This window comes from Serratia sp. NPDC078593 (assembly GCF_050268245.1).
Taxonomy (GTDB): domain Bacteria; phylum Pseudomonadota; class Gammaproteobacteria; order Enterobacterales; family Enterobacteriaceae; genus JBNNGK01.
The window spans coordinates 94,805-112,476 of record NZ_JBNNGK010000001.1; the positions used below are offsets into that span (position 1 = coordinate 94,805).

Here is a 17,672-nt window from a genome sequence, read left to right on the forward strand (position 1 = left end):
CCTTACCTCTTCACAAACGCCTGCGCTTTCGCCAGACGAGTTTCAAAATCAATACGTAACAACAGCACGATCGCCGTCGACATAATCAACAGGCTCGAACCACCGTAGCTTATCAGTGGCAAGGTTAAACCTTTGGTAGGAAGCATCCCGGCGGCAGCCCCAACGTTAACCAGCGCCTGAAAGCTGAACCACACACCGATCGAGCAGGCCAAAAAACCGGAAAAACGCTGATCAAGCTCAAGCGCACGTCGGCCAATCGACATCGCGCGAAAAGCGACGAAGAATACCATTAACAGCGCGAAAACCACACCGATATAGCCCAACTCCTCACCTAAGATCGAGAAGATAAAATCAGTATGCGCTTCGGGTAAATATTCCAATTTTTGTACGGAGTTACCCAAGCCTTGCCCCCAGAACTCTCCGCGCCCGAAGGCCATCAGCGACTGCGTTAACTGGTAACCACTGCCGAACGGATCTTCCCACGGATTCCAAAACGAGGTGACGCGGCGCATACGATAGGGTTCAGCGATGATCAATAACACCACCGCGAACACGCCAGAACCGATAATCGCCAAGAACTGCCACATTTTGGCACCCGCTAAGAACAGCATTGCCAAGGTAGTAATAAACAACACCACTACGGTGCCCAAGTCCGGTTGCGCCAGCAGCAACACCGCCAACACCACCATGACACCCATCGGTTTACAGAACCCCCAGAAATTACTGCGTACCTCTTCTACCTTGCGCACCAAATAGCTGGCCAAATAGCAAAATAGCGACAATTTCGACAGTTCTGCAGGCTGAATACGCAACGGCCCGAGGGAAATCCAGCGCGAGGCACCGTTTACCGAACTGCCAACCACCAAAACAATCAGCAGTAGCACGATGGCTAGCAGCAACATGACATTGCTGTAGCGTTGCCAAATATCCATCGGGATACGTAATGTCACCAAAGACAGACCAAATGCCAGCCCTAGGTATAAAGCATGGCGCTTAGCAAACAGGAACGGATCGTCCGCCAGACGTTGGCCAATCGGCATCGAGGCCGATGTCACCATCACAAAGCCAATAATCGCCAAACCAAAAATGAGCCACAGCAAGGTGCGGTCATACAACACCATGGTCGCGGAGTCGCTTTCTCGCGACCCCATTACCCACTCTTTCAGCTTGTTGCTCAGACCCAAGGCCGGCATTGATAGCTTCATCCGCCAAGCTCCTGTGCCAGACGGGCAAACTCATTGCCACGTACTTCAAAATTGCGGAACTGGTCAAGGCTGGCACAGGCCGGCGACAGTAAAACCATATCGCCAGGTTGCACAATAGCGGCAATTACCCGCATCGCCTGTTCCAGGGTATCGGTTTGCATCGCCACGTCAGGGCGCAATTGCGCCAGTTGTTCGCCGTCACGACCGAAGCAGTACAAACGTACCCGCTCGCCCTGCAGATAACGCGCCAGCGGTGAGAAATCGGCAGACTTACCGTCGCCCCCTAGCAGCAGATGCAATGTGCCATCGACCTGAAGGCCGTTCAGCGCCGCTTCGGTGCTGCCAACGTTAGTGGCCTTAGAGTCGTTAATCCAACGAACGCCTTTATTGTCCAATACCTGTTGGAAGCGATGTGCCAACCCGGCATAGGTGGTCAGCGCTTTCAGGCTGGAAGCACGCGGAATATTCACCGCATCGGCTAACGCCAGCGCCGCCAAGGCATTGGTGTAGTTATGACGGCCAGTCAGCTTCATCTCGCGGGTATTTAACACTTTTTCGCCGTTCACGCGCAGCCAGATTTCACCCAATTGGTGATTCAAATGATAATTACCAACGTCCGCACCAAAACTGATACAACGCTCATCGGCACCGCGCACCGGCATGGTCAGCGCGTCATCAGCGTTCACCACGCACACGTCAGCGTTTTCATAGATACGCAGCTTGGCCGCGCGATACTGCTGCAAACCCAATGGATAGCGATCCATATGGTCTTCGGTCACATTAAGGATGGTAGCGGCTGCCGCATGCAGGCTGGACGTCGTTTCCAGTTGGAAGCTCGACAGTTCGAGCACATACAATTCACACTCCTGCCGCAGCAAATCCAGTACCGGCAAGCCAATATTACCGCCAACCCCCACCGCCCACCCCGCGGCCTTCGCCATCTCGCCAACCAGTGCGGTAACGGTGCTTTTGCCATTGGAGCCGGTGATCGCAACAATCGGTGCCTGCGCTTCGCGGCAGAACAGCTCAACATCCCCGACAATTTCCACACCGGCGTCGGCGGCTGCGCGCAGTGCTGGCGTTGCCAGTGCCACGCCGGGGCTGGCAACGATCACATCGGCAACCAGCAGCCAGTCTTCCCGCAAATCACCCAAATGCCGCTCCACGCTGGCAGGCAATTTGTCCAGCCCTGGCGGAGACACGCGGGTATCCATAACGCGTGGTGTAACACCGCGCGTCATAAAGAAATCAACACAAGATAGGCCGGTCAAGCCTAATCCGATGATGACGACTTTTTTACCCTGATAATCCGCCATGATTAACGTACCTTCAGCGTTGCCAGGCCAATCAGCACCAGCATCAGCGAAATAATCCAGAACCGCACAATCACCCGAGGTTCTGGCCAGCCTTTCAGCTCGTAGTGGTGATGAATCGGTGCCATGCGGAAAATACGTTGTCCGCGCAGCTTGAACGATCCCACCTGTAAGATTACCGACAGCGTTTCAACAACAAACACACCGCCCATAATCACCAGTAAAAACTCTTGGCGCAGCAGCACAGCGATGGTGCCCAGTGCGCCGCCTAATGCCAACGAACCCACGTCACCCATAAATACCTGAGCCGGATAGGTGTTGAACCACAAGAAGCCCAAACCTGCCCCCACAATCGCGGTGCAGACAATCACCAACTCACCGGCATGCCGCAGATACGGAATATGCAGGTAGTTGGCGAAGTTCATGTTACCGGTCGCCCACGCTACCAATGCAAAACCCGCCGCCACCAGCACCGTCGGCATAATCGCCAGGCCGTCCAAGCCGTCGGTCAGGTTGACCGCGTTGCCGGTGCCGACAATCACAAAGTAGGCCAACAGCACATACAGCAGCCCCAATTGCGGCATGACGTCTTTAAAGAACGGCACCACCAGTTCGGTAGCGGGGGTATCTTTACCGACCATGTACATGCTGAACGCCACGACCAGCGCAATTACCGACATCCAGAAATACTTCCAGCGGGCAATCAGCCCATTGGTGTCCTTGCGCACCACCTTGCGGTAATCGTCGACAAACCCGACAATGCCGTAACCCACCAGCACAAACAGCACGCACCAAACGTACGGGTTGGACGGATAGGCCCACATCAGCACCGAAATGGTAATCGAGGTCAAGATCATGATGCCGCCCATGGTCGGCGTGCCGCGCTTGCTGAAGTGCGACTCTGGGCCGTCGTTACGCACCACCTGCCCGAAGGACATCTGCTGCAAACGGCTGATCAGTCGCGGCCCCATCCACAAAGAAATAAACAGCGCGGTCAGCAGGCTGACAATGGCTCGGAACGTCAGGTAAGAAAAGACGTTAAAGCCGGAATAATATTTGACCAAATGTTCGGCCAGCCAAACTAACATGCTGCTTTCTCCTGTAACGCGCGTACTACCTGCTCCATTGCGGCACTACGTGACCCTTTGATTAACACGGTAATCACCGCATGCTCTGCCAGTAATTCCGCCACGCGTGCAATCACGGCTGCTTTGTCATGAAAATGTTCGCCATTCGCCGAAGCGGCGCTGAGCAGTTGGCTCAGCTTACCGACGGTCAACACTTTATCGACACCGGCCAGACAAGCTGCCTCCCCGACTTGGCGGTGACACTCTTCGGCTTCGTCGCCTAGCTCAGCCATATCGCCCGCGACCATCACGCGGTAGCCAGGCATGTCAGCCAACACCTGGGCCGCAGCCGTCATCGAGCCCACATTGGCGTTGTAGCTGTCGTCCAACAGCAACTTGCCCGGTTTAAGCTGAATCGGGAATAAACGCCCCGGCACCGCCTGCAATTGCTGCAACCCACAACGTACAGCCTCTAAAGAAGCCCCCACCGACATAGCCAGCGCACTGGCAGCCAGCGCATTAGCCACGTTGTGACGGCCGGGCAACGGCAAGGCCACAGCCATTGAGCCAAACGGACTATGCAGCGTAAACTGGGTGCCCTTGGCATTCACCGTGATATCACTGGCAAAGAAATCCACGCCTTCTGCAGCCTGCGGCGAGAAACGCCACACTTGCTTGTCATGCAACTGACTCTGCCAATGCGGCCAGTCATTGTTATCGGCGTTAATAATGGCCACACCATCACTCGGTAAACCGGCAAAAATTTCGCCTTTCGCCTGAGCAACGCCAGCCAGTGAGCCAAAACCTTCTAAATGTGCCGCTGCCAGATTATTCACTAATGCCGTTTGCGGCCGCGTCAGCGCTGTGGTGTAAGCAATTTCACCAATATGGTTTGCGCCCAACTCAATAACCGCAAAATCATGCTGTGGCTGCATGCGCAACAACGTCAGCGGTACGCCGATGTCGTTATTAAAATTACCGGCGGTATACAGTACTTGGCCACACTGGCTCAGAATGGCGGCGGTCATTTCCTTCACCGAGGTCTTGCCCGATGAGCCAGTCAACGCGACGACGCGCGCGGGCACCTGTTGACGTACCCAACCGGCTAATTGCCCCAGCGCCAGACGGGTATCGCTCACCACCAGTTGCGGCACCGCCACAGATAAGCGCTTACTCACCAGTAAGGCACCAGCCCCGGCGGCTATCGCTTCTTCGGCAAAATCGTGCGCATCGAAACGCTCGCCTTGCAACGCGATAAACAGGCAACCGGCGGTCACGTTACGGGTGTCTGTCGTCACCTCACTGATTTGGCAATCGACGCCAATCAATTCAGCGCTTAATACCGCGGTCAAAGCCTGAAGAGAGACGGGAATCATGCCAATACCCCCAGCAAACGTGCGACGGTGGTGCGGTCGGAATAATCCAAGCGGCGATTCCCCACCAGTTGATAGTCCTCATGGCCTTTGCCCGCGATCAACACAACATCTTGCTCTTTCGCCTGCATCACCGCGCTGGTTACCGCCTCAGCGCGCCCATGAATCACCTGCACCCGCCCGGCGTCCAGCAAACCGGTGAGGATGTCGGCAATTATCGTCTGCGGATCTTCGGTACGCGGGTTGTCATCTGTCACCACTACGCGATCGGCGAATTGCTCAGCAATGCCGCCCATCAGAGGGCGCTTGCCCTTATCGCGATCGCCGCCACAGCCGAAGACGCACCACAATTGCCCCTGGCAATGCAGCCGCGCAGCGTCCAGCGCTTTCTCTAACGCATCCGGGGTGTGAGCATAATCCACCACAACCGTAGGCTTGCCGGGTGCATTGAACACCTCCATGCGGCCACATACGGGCTGTAGCTGACCGCCGGTTTTCACCAACGCCACTAGCGGATACCCCAATGACAACAGCGTTGCCAGCGCTAACAGCACATTATTGACGTTGAAAGCGCCCATCAGACGGCTGTCGATCTCGCCGTCACCCCAACTTGAACGGAAGCGGATGGTGGCGCCGTTATCGTGATAATCCACCTCGTTAGCTTGCAGCCAGCGCTCACGACCGGCGAGTTGCGCATTACCCTGCAAACTGACAGCGACCGCATCAGGCAGTTTCATCAGCCAACGGTGCCCTACCTCATCATCCGCATTGATAATCGCTTGCCCGACTGCGTGATCGGCGAACAATGCCCACTTGGCCGCTTCGTAGTTCGCCATATCCCCGTGATAATCCAGGTGGTCGCGGCTCAAATTAGTGAACACCGCGGCAGCAAACGGCAAGGCTGCCACGCGGTGTTGCACCAGGCCGTGAGAAGAGACTTCCATGGCGGCAAAGGTCGCGCCGCGTTCTGCCAAATCGTTTAATACATGTTGAACATCAACGGCCGATCCGGTGGTATTCTCAGTTGGGCAAACTTGGCCCAGCAGACCATTCCCGACGGTGCCCATCACCGCGGCGGTTTCCCCCAACAGTTGGCTCCATTGCGCTAATAGCTGCGCGGTGGTGGTTTTACCATTGGTGCCTGTCACGCCAACCAAACGCAAACGCTCGGCTGGCTGGTGGTAAAAGCGCCCGGCCAATGCAGAAAGACGTTGGTTAAGCTGGCTCAAGTAAATCACCGGCACACCGTGTATCTCACGAATTTCGCCGTCTGCGGCTTCGCCCTCTGCTTCAGCAATCACTGCGGCCACCCCTTGAGCGATGGCCTGAGGAATATAGCGGCGTCCATCCGTTTGATGGCCAATAATGGCGACAAACAGATCCCCGGCAGCCGCGATTCGGCTGTCTAATATCATTTCCCGCAGCGCGCGCTCGGGTGCCGTCGGCACCCACGAAGCGAGTAAGTCGCGCAAATTACGATCTGCCACCTGAACCCTCTTTTTTATTAATCACTATTTCGCTTTTATCACTGACGGGCAATGCGTCAGGTTCAACATTCATGGTGCGCAATACGCCGCCCATGATGGCGCCAAACACCGGCGCAGAAATTGCACCACCGTAATACTTCCCGCCTTGAGGGTCATTGATCACCACTACCAAGGCAAAGCGCGGATGGCTTGCTGGCGCAACGCCAGCGGTATAAGCGATATAGCGGTTGACGTATTTCCCATCCGGGCCAACCTTTTTGGCCGTCCCCGTTTTAATGGCGATACGATAGCCCTTAATGGCCGCTTTCACGCCGCCACCGCCCGGTAATGCCACGCTTTCCATCATGTGCAACACGCTGCGTACCAACGGTTCAGGGAAAACGCGCTCACCCGCGACTGGCGGATCAACCTTGGTAATCGACAGTGGGCGGTAAACGCCTAGGCTGCCGATGGTTGCGTAGACTCGCGCTAACTGTAACGGTGTTACCATTAGCCCGTAGCCGAAAGAGAAGGTGGCCCTCTCTATGTCAGACCACCGTTGTTTTTTTGGGTATATGCCACTGCTTTCTCCGACCAACCCCAAATTGGTCGCTTTTCCCAATCCAAAACGTGAGTAAGTGTCTACTAACGCTGAGGACGGCATCGCTAACGCCAGCTTAGAAACACCGACATTACTCGACTTCTGCAAAATCCCGGTTACCGAGAGTTCTGGATAACGCGCCACATCTTTGATCTCATGACCATTAACGCGGTAAGGGATCGTATTTAGTACGCTGTTTTCTTTCACCACGCCGTGCTGCAAGGCGGTCATCACCACCATTGGCTTCACGGTGGAGCCCGGTTCAAAAATATCGGTGATCGCCCGGTTACGCATGGTGTCTTTCGGCGTACCGGCCATATTATTCGGGTTATAAGAGGGGCTGTTAGCCATGGCTAACACTTCACCGGTGTTGACGTCGATCAGCACCGCCGTACCTGATTCGGCCTTATTGAAGGCAACCGCATTGCTCAGTTCGCGATACACCAATGCTTGCAAACGCTCATCTACACTCAGCACCAGGTTGTGCGCCTCTTGGCTATCAACCGAGGAGATATCTTCAATCACCCGTCCGTAGCGATCTTTACGCACGGTACGCTCACCGGGTTGCCCAGTCAGCCAGCGGTCAAAACTTTTCTCTATGCCTTCAATCCCTTGCCCATCAATATTGGTGACGCCGATGATATGCGATGTCACTTGACCAGCCGGGTAATAACGACGCGCCTCTTGCCGCAGATAAATCCCCGGCAACTTCAATTTTTGTACGTAATCACCGATTGCCGGATTCACCTGACGCGCCAGATAAACGAAACGCCCCTTCGGGTTAGCATTCACCCGTTTAGAAAGCTGATCTAGAGGAATATCCAGCGCTTCTGACAGCGCTTTCCAGCGATTATCCAAGGTAATGCCGCCACGCTCATTCAATACCTTTGGATCGGCCCAAATGGCATTGACCGGCACACTGACCGCCAACGGACGCCCAGCGCGATCGCTGATCATTCCGCGTGACGTGGGCACTTGCTGAACACGCAGAGAACGCATGTCGCCTTCTTTCACCAACCGGTCGGGATTGATCACCTGTAGGTAAGCAACGCGCAACATCAGCCCAACCAGCGCCAGCAAAATACAGCCGCACAGTAACGCAAAACGCCAGCTAACAAAGCTGGCTTGATCTTCCTGGCGTTTAAACTTACCGGGGCGTGCTGCTTTCATGCGTTACCTTTTTGCTCCAAATCATGACACCGGTTAAACTTTTCACTGCTTAACGATGATATTTTCTTGCGCCGGATCGACGTGCCGCATTTGCAGTTTCTCTGTCGCGATACGCTCTACGCGGCTGTGATCGCCTAAGGCATTTTCTTCAAGAATCAGGTTGCGCCACTCGATATCTAACGCATCTTTTTCTAAAACAAGTTGCTCGCGCTCGGCCGTCAACAAACGTGTACGGTGTGCCGTTGTCACCACCAACATGGCCGAGACCAGCACGGCAATCAGCAAAATCAGCGGGATCTTAGCATTACGCAGCAAATCGCCGCCGATCACACCAACTAATCCGTGACGTTCGTTGCCGATCACGCTGGCATCCGCTCTGCAATACGCAGCACAGAGCTGCGCGCGCGTGGGTTATCCGCCACTTCTGCTTCTGACGGCATCATTTTGCCCAGTGCTTTCAGACTGCGCCCCCCCAACTCACGCAATTGCGCTTCGGTCAATGGCAAACCGGCGGGAACCTGCGCACCGCGGCTATGATGGCGCATAAAGCGCTTAACGATTCGATCTTCCAACGAGTGGAAACTGATAATCGACAAACGTCCCTGCGGCGCCAGCACTTCCAACGCACCGTCCAGCGCCCGCTCAATTTCTTCCAGCTCACTGTTGATGTAAATTCGAATCGCCTGGAAGCTACGCGTGGCGGGGTGCTTATGCTTTTCGCGGAACGGGCTGGCATTAGCGATCAAATCAGCCAACTCTTTGGTGCGCGTCATCGGCTCGGTTTTATTACGCTCAACAATGGCGCGGGCAATTCGCTTGGCAAAACGCTCTTCGCCAAAGGTCTTTAACACCCAAGCGATGTCATCCGCTTCTGCTTTCAGCAACCATTCTGAAGCCGACTGGCCGCGCGTTGGATCCATACGCATATCCAGCGGACCGTCACGCATAAACGAAAAGCCGCGTTCGGCATCATCCAACTGTGGAGAGGAAACGCCCAAATCGAGCAATACGCCATCGATCTTGCCGACCAGTTCGCGCTCCCGCACATAGTGCGACAATTCGGAGAACGGGCCGTGTACGATAGTAAAACGGGGATCTTCAATAGATTTGGCAGCTGCAATCGCCTGCGGATCGCGATCAATTGCCAGCAAACGCCCTTCTGGCCCCAACTGGGACAGAATCAGACGGGAGTGACCACCGCGACCAAAAGTACCGTCGATATATATGCCGTTGCTGCGGATGTTGAGGCCATTAACTGCCTCATCCAACAGCACGGTGGTGTGTTTATAATTTTCCAACATGCTTATAGCGACAAGTCCTGTAGCCGTTCAGACAACGGTTCCTGAGACGACTGTTCTGCGTCAATATCATCCTTGACTTGTTGATACCAGGTCTGTTCATCCCACAGTTCAAACTTGTTGAACTGCCCGACCAGCATCACTTCTTTAGTGAGCGCGGCGTGTTGACGTAGCGTACTGGCTATCAACAACCGACCGGCGCTATCCATCTGACACTCACTTGCATGCCCCAACAGCAGTCGCTGAACACGACGTTCTGCTGGATTCATACTCGACAGACGAGATAGTTTTTGTTCAATAATTTCCCATTCGGGTAATGGATAAAGCAGTAGGCAAGGTTGATGGAGGTCAATGGTGCAAACCATTTGGCCTTGCGATTCCTCGATCAGCGTTTCCCGGTAACGAGTCGGTACGGCAAGCCGCCCTTTGCTGTCGAGATTGACCATCGTCGCGCCACGAAACATCGCCGCGCTACCCCTTCCTGACCTTTTTCACCACTTTACTCCACAAATTCCCACATAAAGGAGTTTACGGAGGGTATGAAAACCTTGTCAAGCCAGAGCGGCAGAGCTTTGACAATATTTCTCTGGTCATTTTGAGAGCTAACTCGCGAAAGGAACGCATTTTATTCAAAGAATAAAAATTAACACCATGATAAACGAGGAGAATTTCTAAACTGGAAAGTGTGCGGTTAAAAACCTGACAATTTGGCGATAAATTAACTCAATACTTTCTTCTGCAATCGACGTCTCACTTTTCAATTCGGTAATCACAACCCCGAAGTTTGCTAACCAGCGCCGTCTCGCCAGGCGAGGGACAACCTCGACCACGGCTCAGTAAACAATAAATGCCTGTGTTAATAACGCTCAACTCCCCGCGAACAGCAGCGAGCGCATTATTTTATCGTAATTAAGTGGACAGTGCAGAGAATGAAGAAAAAATAAATTGATCGGATATTACGAAGTAAACCCATTTCGATTTAAAGCATCTCGCTAAGATTACTCCCAAAATATTTTTTTACAGTATTCATTTCATTTTCTGACATGTTTATTCCTATCGTTTTCCGTATTTCAATCCGTGAAAACAAAAGAAAAAATCAACCCACTGTTTTAAATATATTTATTGGCAATAGCCCGTATTCACGCGTTTCAGGGTCTTTTTTGTGGGATTCGTTCGGCCGAACCCCACGGAGAAAACGCTATTTGCGGCTCAGGCTGCCACGTCGAAACAGGTTTCGGCGAATGCGGGTTAACCCGGGCTTCGGTTTATGCGGCTCATCCAGGCTGGCAAGAACCAACTCCAGTACGCGCTCGGCCACATCACGATGCCGCTGCGCCACCGCCAATACCGGACACTCGAGGAAATCCATCAGTTCATTATCGCCAAACGTAGCGATAGCCAGATCGCTCGGCAACCGGCCGTGTTGTTTAAGCGTAACATCCATCACGCCCTGCAACAGTGAGAACGAGGTAGTGAACAACGCCTGTGGCATCGGATTATTTTTCAACCAGTTCGCAAACAATGTTCCGGCGGCTTCTCGCTCGTAACTGTTGGCATAGAGATAGTCAACATGACGTTCATCATCTTGCCAAGCCTGGCGAAAACCTTGCTCACGCAGAAAACTGACCGACAGTTCCGGCAATGCACCCAGATACAGCACGGATTCCGCTGGGAAGGTTCGCAGTTCCTGAGCTAACACAAAGGCATCATCTTGATCGGCACCCACAACGCTGATGAAATGTTCGCGATCCAGAGCACGATCCAGCGCAATAATCGGCAGAGGATCGTTGATCCAGCGCTGGTAGAAAGGATGTTCAGGAGGTAATGCCGTGGAAACAATGATCGCATCAACCTGACGTTGCAGTAGATGTTCAATGCAACGCATTTCATTGTCTGGCTGATCTTCTGAACAGGCGATCAATAACTGATAACCGCGTTGACGCGCCTGACGCTCAAGATAGTTGGCAATACGGGTGTAGCTGGTATTTTCCAGATCCGGAATCACCAAACCGATAGAACGGGTCCGACCGGCACGCAGTCCTGCCGCGACGGCGTTCGGATGATAATTATGCTCCCTGACCACGGCCATCACTTTCTCGACGGTTTTATCACTAACGCGATACTGCTTCGCCTTTCCATTGATGACATAACTGGCCGTGGTGCGCGAAACGCCTGCGAGACGCGCGATTTCATCCAGTTTCACGTTAACCCCTTACTAAAGCTGATAGGTAGAGTATGACAACTGTCGGACCAGGCATCCCATAATCCGGCACAGCGATCTAACAGCAGAAAACACAGCCGGGCAACCGCTTTTGCCGAAACGGCCTGCATTCAGGCAAATTTTATCGATACTATGATCAAAAATGAACGGGCACGCCCTTTCCTTTCGTGCCCAAGGTTGACTGACTCGATGTCGAGCCTTAACGCATGATTTTATCGCCGCGTGATACACCAACCACTCCAGAACGCGCCACTTCAACAATTTCAGCAACATCACGCACTGTACTGAGGAAGGCATCAAGCTTATCACTGGTACCGGCCAATTGAACCGTGTACAGCGTGGCGGTGACATCAACAATCTGCCCACGGAAGATATCGGCGCAACGTTTGACCTCTTCACGCCCATACCCGCTGGCCTGCAACTTCACTAACATGATTTCACGCTCTACGTGTGCACCTTGCGCCAATTCATTCACACGCAACACATCCACCAGCTTGTGCAATTGTTTTTCGATTTGCTCCAATACCTTCTCATCACCGACGGTTTGAATGGTCATTCGCGATAACGTTGGGTCATCGGTCGGTGCGACGGTCAGACTTTCAATGTTGTAACCGCGCTGAGAGAACAAACCAACCACGCGCGACAGCGCACCGGATTCATTTTCCAGCAGTACAGATAAAATACGCCGCATGATCAGCTCCTCTCCGTTTTGCTTAACCACATTTCTTCCATGCTTCCGCCACGGATTTGCATTGGATAAACATGCTCGGTTTCATCGACGGTCACATCGACAAAGACCAGTCGATCTTTCTCGGCTAACGCCTGCGCCAGTTTACTTTCCAACTCGTCAGGGCTACGAATGGCAATGCCGACATGCCCATAAGCCTCCGCCAATTTAACGAAGTCCGGTAGTGATTCCATATAAGACTGCGAATGCCGGCCGGAATAAATCATGTCTTGCCACTGTTTGACCATCCCCAGATAGCGATTGTTAAGATTAACCACCACCACTGGCAAGTTATACTGTAGCGCTGTAGACAACTCTTGGATATTCATCTGAATACTACCGTCGCCGGTAACACACACCACGGTTTCATCCGGCAGCGCCAGCTTCACGCCAAGGGCAGCGGGCAAACCAAAGCCCATGGTGCCAAGCCCACCGGAGTTGATCCAACGGCGTGGTTTATCGAACGGATAATACAATGCGGCAAACATTTGGTGCTGCCCGACATCGGAGGTCACATAAGCCCCACCTTTGGTCAAACGGTGCAGCGCTTCAATGACCGACTGCGGTTTAATGGTCGTGCTAGATTTATCGTAACCCAGGCAATCACGCGCCCGCCATTGTTCAATAGATTGCCACCAATCACGCAGAGCATCATGATCCTGCTGCTTTTCACCCTGCCCCAACAGTTCCAACATTTGTGTCAATACTTGCTTAGCATCACCGACAATCGGAATATCGGCATTTACCGTTTTGGAAATGGAAGTCGGATCGATATCAATATGCAGTACCGTCGCATTCGGGCAGTACTTAGCGAGATTGTTGGTGGTTCGATCGTCAAAGCGCACGCCGACGGCAAAGATCACGTCAGAATGATGCATGGTTTTATTAGCTTCGTACGTGCCGTGCATACCAAGCATGCCGACGCTCTGACGATGCGTTCCCGGAAACGCGCCCAGCCCCATCAACGTGCAGGTAACCGGCAGATTCAATTTCTCCGCTAACGCTAACAACTCCCCATCACAAGCAGCGTTGATGGCACCGCCACCGACGTACATAACCGGTTTTTTAGCTGCCAGAATGGTGTGCAATGCGCGTTTGATTTGCCCACGATGCCCCTGCACCGTTGGGTTGTATGAGCGCATACTGACCGCTTGAGGGTAGACATACGGCATTCTGACCGCCGGCCCAACAATGTCTTTCGGCAAATCAATGACCACCGGGCCAGGCCGGCCACTCGCCGCCAGATAAAACGCTTTTTTGAGAACGCCGGGGATGTCTTCAGTACGCTTCACGAGGAAGCTGTGTTTTACTACCGGGCGAGAAATCCCCACCATGTCACATTCCTGAAAAGCATCGTAACCAATCAGCGAACTCGGTACTTGACCAGACAACACCACCATCGGGATAGAATCCATGTAAGCCGTAGCGATGCCGGTAATGGCGTTGGTAGCACCTGGACCAGACGTCACCAACACGACCCCGACCTCACCCGTGGCGCGCGCATAGCCGTCGGCCATATGCACCGCTCCCTGCTCATGGCGAACCAACACATGGTCGATGCCGCCTACCGTGTGCAGGGCATCGTAAATATCGAGAACTGCCCCCCCAGGGTAGCCAAATACATGTTTAACGCCCTGATCGATCAACGAACGGACGACCATCTCGGCTCCTGATAACATCTCCATGGGTTTGCCTCCAGGCTTACTGATACTTGTTTGGCGCCGGAACGTGGCACCTACCGTGGGAATGCCCCCACAATATTATGGTTTGTTCATAACTCACTAACATAACGCCAGAGTATGAGGCAGGCAAACGACAAAATAAGGAGGTAAAGCGCAAGGAATGGCTAATAACCTAATGTTTAACGGTGGGTTAAAACAATGCGCTAGTCAGCAAATCATCCAGCTAGGCATTGTTTCAAGATAATGCGTAATTACAGAACTATCTCGGGCGGGCTGTATGCTGATTTTTTCGTCATACGGCCTGCCCCGGGCTCACTTTACTGATACATAGACTCAATTTCAGTTTGGTAGCGCTGGAGGATTATCTTCCGTCGCAGCTTTAGCGTCGGAGTTAGCTCACCCAACTCCATTGAAAACGCCGCCGGTAACAGCGTGAACTTTTTCACCTGCTCAAAACGCGCCAACTCTTTTTGCATATCACGCAGACGGTTTTCAAACATCTCGATAATGTGGCTGTTACGCAACAGTTCTAAGCGATCGTGATATTTCAGATTGATCGATTTGGCATACTCTTCCAGTGATTCAAAACAGGGTACGATCAGTGCAGAAACAAATTTGCGAGCATCGGCGACAACCGCAACCTGTTCAATAAAACGGTCCTGTGCCAATGTACCTTCCAACATCTGCGGTGCGATATACTTGCCGCCAGAAGTTTTCATCAAGTCTTTCAGACGTTCGGTAATAAATAAGTTGCCATGCTCATCCATGGTGCCAGCATCGCCTGTTTTCAGCCAACCATCCGCGGTGAAGGTATTCGTTGTTTCCAGTGGTTTGTTGAAATAACCGCGCATCACGATCGGCCCGCGCACCTGGATTTCGTTCTCCTCAGCGATACGGACTTGCACCGCAGGCAATGGCTTACCAATCGAGCCAAAGCGGAAGTCTTGCTCTTCCCAACATGAAACCGTGGCGCAGGTTTCTGTCATGCCATAACCATATTTGATGTTCACCCCCATCGCCTGGAAAAACAAAATCACATTGTCATCCAGCTTGGCACCCGCCGCCGGTAGAAAACGCACCCGCCCGCCCAGAATGCCACGCAGCTTACTCAACACCAGCTTATCGGCCAAACGATGCGTGAATCCAAACAGCTTACCTAACGGTTTGCCTGCTCGCTCCCGCAGGAATTTACGTTCACCACAAACAATCGCCCAGTGGAATAACGAACGGCGTAGCAACGGCGCCCGTGCAACCTTTTCATTTACCGCACTAAAGATTTTTTCGTAGAAACGTGGCACCGCGCACATTACGGTCGGTTGCACCACCACCATCGCCTCACGCACCCAATCAGTGTTAGGCAGAAATACGTTCTGCGCGCCGGTATGCATAATAAAGAAGCTCCAGGCTCGCTCAAAAACGTGTGACAACGGCAGGAAACTGAGTGAAACGTCGTTCTCATTCACACTAAGACGCTCATCATGCAGGTAAAGCTGCGCGGCCATATTGCAATAATCCAGCATCACACCTTTGGGTTCGCCCGTGGTACCTGAGGTATAAATTAAGGTAAACAAATCTTTTAAATCACGACTGGCAATGCGTTCTGTCAATTGCGGCTTAAAATGCGCCACATCGGCAGCATACTCTACCTGGCTTAGATAGCGAGCAATGTCACAGCCCCGTATATCAACCTCGTCATTGAACACGATGATGTGTTGTAACTGTGGACAAACACCACGAAGCGCCATCGCCACATCCATCTGCGCCTGATCACCCACGAACAGAATTCGGACATCCGCATCGTTGAGGATGAAAGCCGCTTGAGCAGGGGTATGTGTGGCGTACAGCGGCACGCTGATCGCACGCAAATGCAAGATTGCCAAATCGGCTAACGACCACGCCATGCTGTTGTTGGCAAATATCGCCACCCTTTCCTGAACATCGACATTCATTGCTAATAATGCACTGGCAATGTGAGTGATGCGCATACCGACCTGTTGCCAGGTCAGTTGGCTTTCTCCCGCAGGCGTCCATTGACGAAAAGCGATGCAATCGGCGCGGCAAGAAATATGATGTTGTATACGTTCAACCTGGTGATAGTGCTGCAAATCATTGATCATAAAGTTTTAAGCCTGAAATGAATCAAACAGCGAGCCTTCAACAGAGCCATCGCTCAGCATCTCAGCTTACACGTGTTTACTTTTTTACCCGCAGTCTACCTACTCTAAAGCAGAGGGAAAAGTAGTTTCAGCGTAGAAGTGTGAGTCAAAACACATCAATGCGTTATAGTTTCCCATCACTCGGCAAAGGGGATAAAAAATTTATTGCAGCAGGAATGAATCAACTAAATACTTAGAAAGTGATAAAAGATGAAAACACTGGTTATGAATAAATTATCAGATTTTAATGTTGATTTAAAATCATGCACTCTTCTTAGTAAAATATTCCATCATCATAATGATATAGAGTCAAAATAGTGAGACACGTCTCAATGAATATTCAGTAATATCTTAAGATTGGAAACTTGCCATGTAATTAACCTGATGTGCATTAGCACATCGGGTTAATTAACCGAGGAAATTAGCGCTGAAGTTCAGCCTGATTGAGAAGTGACTTCATCCATTGATGGCCTTTATCCCGTTCTGCAGACTCATGCCACGTTAGATAACAGGTAACGTGATTTTTCTCCCAAGGCAAAGGAGAAATTTTCAAGCCCAGCGCTTCGGCCTGCTGTTGAGCGAGCCAACGTGGTGCGATTGCTACCATTTCTGTATGTGACACAATATTTAATACGCTGTACAAATCGGTACATTGCTGAGCAACAATGCGCTGCATGGCATCTTCAATATAGTATGGTCGACTAAAAGAACAGAGTCTTTCTAATGAAACGACGGCATGCTGTTCAGCCAAAACTTGTGCCTGTGTAACATTCCCCTCAATCCTGGCGTGTGCCTTTGATGCAACCAGAACCAATTCATCTTCAAATAATGCATTGCTTTGAAACTCATTATGCTCAAAGTGGATATAGCCGATCACAAACTCCACTTCCTGATAACGCAACTGATGCTCAATGTTATTATTTAGATAAGATTTAATTTGCAGATGGGCCTGCGGCGCCAGTTTTTTTACATTGTTAACGACCTTAGCGGTCAAGAGTAAATCGAGCGGGTGACAAATTGAAATAGGGAAAACGCGTTCGCTGGTTAACTCATCAAACCCCGATCCTGGCAACTCATTTTGCACCAGTTGCAGGGCTTGTCTCACCGGGCCGAACAGTTGCCGCGCCCGCATGGTTGGCTGAATGCCGCGGCCAAACCGCACAAATAACTCATCATTGAACATCACTTTCAGGCGTCCAACAGCATTGCTCACTGCGGGTTGCGACATACCCAGTGAGTGAGCTGCTCGCGTAATGTTCTGCATTTGCATTACGGCATCAAAAACGGTGAGTAGATTAAGATCGACACTACGTAAGTGAATATCGCCTGCCCCTTTTCCCAAGAAATTTCCTGAATTATATTCAGACATATCTAACTCCACTAAGTCCCATGT

The 17,672-nt window shown here is 52.1% G+C and carries 14 protein-coding genes; all 14 read right to left on the reverse strand.

Going from position 1 to position 17,672, the window contains the following annotated elements:
• Positions 1 to 2: 2 nt before the first annotated feature.
• Entirely contained in the window at positions 3 to 1,205 is a 1,203-nt protein-coding gene (gene ftsW, locus ACQKDS_RS00445; protein ID WP_399664907.1) for a cell division protein FtsW, read from the reverse strand.
• Positions 1,202 to 2,521 carry a UDP-N-acetylmuramoyl-L-alanine--D-glutamate ligase gene (gene murD / locus ACQKDS_RS00450; protein WP_399664904.1) on the reverse strand — a complete coding sequence of 440 codons (1,320 nt, stop codon included), beginning with the start codon at positions 2,519 to 2,521 and terminating at the stop codon, positions 1,202 to 1,204. The genes ftsW and murD overlap by 4 nt, the downstream gene beginning before the upstream one ends.
• A gap of 2 nt (positions 2,522 to 2,523) precedes the next feature.
• Positions 2,524 to 3,606 (reverse strand): phospho-N-acetylmuramoyl-pentapeptide-transferase, encoded by a 1,083-nt coding sequence (gene mraY, locus ACQKDS_RS00455; protein WP_399664901.1) that lies wholly within the window; start codon positions 3,604 to 3,606, stop codon positions 2,524 to 2,526.
• On the reverse strand, positions 3,600 to 4,961 hold the full coding sequence (gene murF, locus ACQKDS_RS00460) for a UDP-N-acetylmuramoyl-tripeptide--D-alanyl-D-alanine ligase (RefSeq protein WP_399664899.1): 1,362 nt from the start codon (positions 4,959 to 4,961) through the stop codon (positions 3,600 to 3,602). Before murF ends, mraY begins: the two co-directional genes overlap by 7 nt.
• Positions 4,958 to 6,445 carry a UDP-N-acetylmuramoyl-L-alanyl-D-glutamate--2,6-diaminopimelate ligase gene (murE, locus tag ACQKDS_RS00465; protein WP_399664896.1) on the reverse strand — a complete coding sequence of 496 codons (1,488 nt, stop codon included), beginning with the start codon at positions 6,443 to 6,445 and terminating at the stop codon, positions 4,958 to 4,960. Before murE ends, murF begins: the two co-directional genes overlap by 4 nt.
• Positions 6,432 to 8,195 (reverse strand): peptidoglycan glycosyltransferase FtsI, encoded by a 1,764-nt coding sequence (locus ACQKDS_RS00470; protein ID WP_399664893.1) that lies wholly within the window; start codon positions 8,193 to 8,195, stop codon positions 6,432 to 6,434. Before ACQKDS_RS00470 ends, murE begins: the two co-directional genes overlap by 14 nt.
• A 42-nt stretch (positions 8,196 to 8,237) precedes the next feature.
• A complete protein-coding gene (gene ftsL, locus ACQKDS_RS00475) occupies positions 8,238 to 8,558 on the reverse strand; it encodes a cell division protein FtsL (protein WP_399664890.1) in 321 nt (106 codons plus the stop codon).
• Positions 8,555 to 9,496 carry a 16S rRNA (cytosine(1402)-N(4))-methyltransferase RsmH gene (gene rsmH / locus ACQKDS_RS00480; protein WP_399664887.1) on the reverse strand — a complete coding sequence of 314 codons (942 nt, stop codon included), beginning with the start codon at positions 9,494 to 9,496 and terminating at the stop codon, positions 8,555 to 8,557. The genes ftsL and rsmH overlap by 4 nt, the downstream gene beginning before the upstream one ends.
• Positions 9,497 to 9,498: 2 nt before the next feature.
• Positions 9,499 to 9,957, reverse strand: a complete 459-nt coding sequence (gene mraZ / locus ACQKDS_RS00485) for a division/cell wall cluster transcriptional repressor MraZ (protein ID WP_399664884.1) — start codon at positions 9,955 to 9,957, stop codon at positions 9,499 to 9,501.
• 734 nt (positions 9,958 to 10,691) lie between these two features.
• Positions 10,692 to 11,696, reverse strand: a complete 1,005-nt coding sequence (gene cra / locus ACQKDS_RS00490; RefSeq protein ID WP_399664881.1) for a catabolite repressor/activator — start codon at positions 11,694 to 11,696, stop codon at positions 10,692 to 10,694.
• 217 nt (positions 11,697 to 11,913) lie between these two features.
• Entirely contained in the window at positions 11,914 to 12,405 is a 492-nt protein-coding gene (gene ilvN / locus ACQKDS_RS00495) for an acetolactate synthase small subunit (RefSeq protein ID WP_399664878.1), read from the reverse strand.
• Positions 12,406 to 12,407: 2 nt separating this feature from the next.
• Positions 12,408 to 14,126 (reverse strand): acetolactate synthase 3 large subunit, encoded by a 1,719-nt coding sequence (ilvI, locus tag ACQKDS_RS00500; RefSeq protein WP_399664875.1) that lies wholly within the window; start codon positions 14,124 to 14,126, stop codon positions 12,408 to 12,410.
• Between the two features lie 314 nt (positions 14,127 to 14,440).
• On the reverse strand, positions 14,441 to 16,240 hold the full coding sequence (locus ACQKDS_RS00505; protein WP_399664872.1) for an AMP-dependent synthetase/ligase: 1,800 nt from the start codon (positions 16,238 to 16,240) through the stop codon (positions 14,441 to 14,443).
• 460 nt (positions 16,241 to 16,700) lie between these two features.
• A complete protein-coding gene (leuO, locus tag ACQKDS_RS00510; protein WP_399664869.1) occupies positions 16,701 to 17,648 on the reverse strand; it encodes a transcriptional regulator LeuO in 948 nt (315 codons plus the stop codon).
• Between the last annotated feature and the right edge of the window lie 24 nt (positions 17,649 to 17,672).

Excerpts from the sequence above, each read along its gene's own strand:
- ftsW (WP_399664907.1), bottom strand. The coding sequence starts at position 1,205 with ATGAAGCTATCAATGCCGGCCTTGGGTCTGAGCAACAAGCTGAAAGAG.
- murD (WP_399664904.1), bottom strand. The coding sequence starts at position 2,521 with ATGGCGGATTATCAGGGTAAAAAAGTCGTCATCATCGGATTAGGCTTG.
- mraY (WP_399664901.1), bottom strand. The coding sequence starts at position 3,606 with ATGTTAGTTTGGCTGGCCGAACATTTGGTCAAATATTATTCCGGCTTT.
- murF (WP_399664899.1), bottom strand. The coding sequence starts at position 4,961 with ATGATTCCCGTCTCTCTTCAGGCTTTGACCGCGGTATTAAGCGCTGAA.
- ACQKDS_RS00470 (WP_399664893.1), bottom strand. The coding sequence starts at position 8,195 with ATGAAAGCAGCACGCCCCGGTAAGTTTAAACGCCAGGAAGATCAAGCC.
- rsmH (WP_399664887.1), bottom strand. The coding sequence starts at position 9,496 with ATGTTGGAAAATTATAAACACACCACCGTGCTGTTGGATGAGGCAGTT.
- mraZ (WP_399664884.1), bottom strand. The coding sequence starts at position 9,957 with ATGTTTCGTGGCGCGACGATGGTCAATCTCGACAGCAAAGGGCGGCTT.
- ilvN (WP_399664878.1), bottom strand. The coding sequence starts at position 12,405 with ATGCGGCGTATTTTATCTGTACTGCTGGAAAATGAATCCGGTGCGCTG.
- ilvI (WP_399664875.1), bottom strand. The coding sequence starts at position 14,126 with ATGGAGATGTTATCAGGAGCCGAGATGGTCGTCCGTTCGTTGATCGAT.
- ACQKDS_RS00505 (WP_399664872.1), bottom strand. The coding sequence starts at position 16,240 with ATGATCAATGATTTGCAGCACTATCACCAGGTTGAACGTATACAACAT.
- leuO (WP_399664869.1), bottom strand. The coding sequence starts at position 17,648 with ATGTCTGAATATAATTCAGGAAATTTCTTGGGAAAAGGGGCAGGCGAT.